A 2,517-nucleotide genomic window follows, 5' to 3' on the forward strand; every position below is an offset into this window, starting at 1 on the left:
ACAGTAGTCCATGCTGTCGTTCCAGTTTGTCTGTATCTTAGGTCATAAGAAGCTGCAGGTACAGCAGTCCATCCAATAGTAGCGGTATCAGAACCAACAGCAGAAGAGGATACTCCTGTAGGTATGGTTGCTGTGCATGTAGAACTACCATTATAAGTTATCGTAACATCAGTCGTATATTGCCATGAGCCGTTATTTACTGTGATTGTTATAGGAATTTGAGTTCCAGAAGGAGTCGTGGGCTTTAGTTCAAAATTTATAGCTCCAGTGTCAGTTCCTAGAAGGAGTAAGTTATTGTACTGTTTAGGTGCTCCAAAAGAAGCGATATGAGATGAGTTTGAAGATAAGCTCACACTCCAGTTGGCTTGCTCTAGACTAAAACGTTTTATAGAATACTGGATATTTCCTGATAAATTAGTAATGGTTGGATTGATTGAGGTAGGCGTTACCTTTGCATAGGTAGTTGCCATTCTCATTATTTTGATGTTAAAAGGATATACCTCATTACATAGAGGAATAATTCTACTAGAAGCAGGCCAAAATCCATCGTTAGATGATCCAACCTCGGGAGTCATTGCAAATATCTTGGGTTTGGTACTTTGTTCACCATACATCCAATCGTCTGAGCTTCCACCAGCGGTATATTGTACGGTTTGATTTGGTGTTCCGTAGGTATATGAATTTTCTTCTGTCATATACACGCACATCTTGACAAAAGTATCTTGATCTGGAGTAAAAGTGTTTGCTTTATATCCCCATGGATGGATCAAAAGATTGCTAAAAGAATGGTAGTTGAGCGCAGCAACAAAATTATGTTGATTTGTAAAATCTCTCATAGCTTGTGTTTCAGGCTCTGAGAATTTTGAAGGTCCGTGATATGTGTCACTACCAGGATTGGAAGAAGATCCTCCAGGAGCAGCCCATTGATACCCATAGTTACGGTTTAAATCAATGCCATATGTACCTCCATTGTTTCGTCTGTTTTTTCTCCAATATCCTCCACCATTAGGATTGGTTTGTTGATTATGAATGTATCCATCAGGATTAATGATAGGTATGAAATATAATTCGGTATTATCAACCAATATTTTTATTTCAGGATCAGTAGTATAATTTTCTAATAAATACCACATGTAAAATAAGTTTTGAGAAAGCCCTATAGGTTCTCTTGCATGATGAATAGAAGTGTATAACATTTCGTCTTCATTCTCATCGGTATCTGCGTTATCACTTATTTTGACCATGTAAATAGGTCTGCCTTCTATAGTGGTTCCTATAGATGATTTAGCGGTGATAAGTTGAGGATACAATTGTCTCATTTTGTCTAGTGCCGCAATTGCTTCATTATTAGTATGAAAGCCTCCCATGCTTCCTAAGTTAAAATTTTGAGGAGTTGGTACTTGCGCTTGTTGTATATGTGATTTACTAGCTTTACGAGCATTTTTTTTATCTATTCGCCTATTTATTTTAGAAATTCTCTTGGAGAGGTTACGAATCTTGATTTTAAATTTAACGTTGTTTTTTCTGAGTAGCTTAAGGTCGCTATGAGAAATCTCTGCAGTAGCTTTTCCGTTTTCATAATGAAAATGGTCGATTTCAATCCCTTTTGTATGTAGAGATTCTAGTTGTTCTTTATCTGTATCAAAGATAACCCGATAATATTTTTCTTGTGCTTGGATAATGGATGTACTACATAGAAAAAAAAGAATAGATATCCATTGAATAAAAGATTTTTGTAGATAAATGTGTGTTTTCATTAGTGTTGAGTTTTAGAGTTAGATTTTTGTGTGTCATATATCTGGGATAGAAAAATATTGTTGATCCTTACGAATTAAGGAAAGGTTGGTTATGATATCAGAATTATGGAGTTATAATAATTCTGAAGAAAGGTGTTATTGATATATCAAAGAACGAATAAATGAAGAGTGCTTTTTTTGATGTTTATCGAAATAGAAAAGCCAAACGAATAGTAAATTAAGAAAAAGGCTACCTAAAGAGGTAGCCTTTTAATTATTGAATTTTATTGCTTGATGATTTTTTTGGTAACAGTTTTATCTTTTGATGTAACCGATACAAAATACATTCCAGCAGGTAGATCATTTAATTCTATTCTGCTTTCTGATATATTACCTTTTCTTACAGTTTGTCCGATATGGTTGACAATAGTATACGTAGAGATATCAGTATTATTAACTAAAATAGTTATAAAATCTTTTGCAGGATTAGGGTAAATAGCAAAATCTGATTTGCTAAGAATTTTTGTTGAGCTAAGATTATTGTAAAGTGCATTATTAGCAGGAGTACTACCTACACAGAAGTTAGAAACATCTTGAGAGGTAAAGTTTCCTCCAGAAGCTAATACTGCTCCAGAAGCTACATTGGTCAGTTCATAAGATCCATTTCCATAAGCACAGCAAATTCCATCACCAAAAGAATCTTTGAATACTAGGGTATAACATCCAGTATCGAGTGTTTTAGTAATATTCAAAGTTGATCCATCAGGCTGCGATCCATAAG

2 protein-coding genes are annotated in these 2,517 nt (G+C 34.6%); both read right to left on the bottom strand.

Annotated elements, in window-relative coordinates; genetic code table 11:
* The coding region (locus tag DG508_RS17395; protein ID WP_108869369.1) for a M14 family metallopeptidase at positions 1-1,757 on the bottom strand (1,757 nt) is incomplete at its 3' end.
* Between the two features lie 263 nt (positions 1,758-2,020).
* The coding region (locus DG508_RS17400; protein ID WP_159090901.1) for a T9SS type A sorting domain-containing protein at positions 2,021-2,517 on the bottom strand (497 nt) is incomplete at its 5' end.

It is taken from the genome of Aquimarina aquimarini, from assembly GCF_900299535.1.
Taxonomy (GTDB): Bacteria; Bacteroidota; Bacteroidia; order Flavobacteriales; family Flavobacteriaceae; genus Aquimarina; species Aquimarina aquimarini.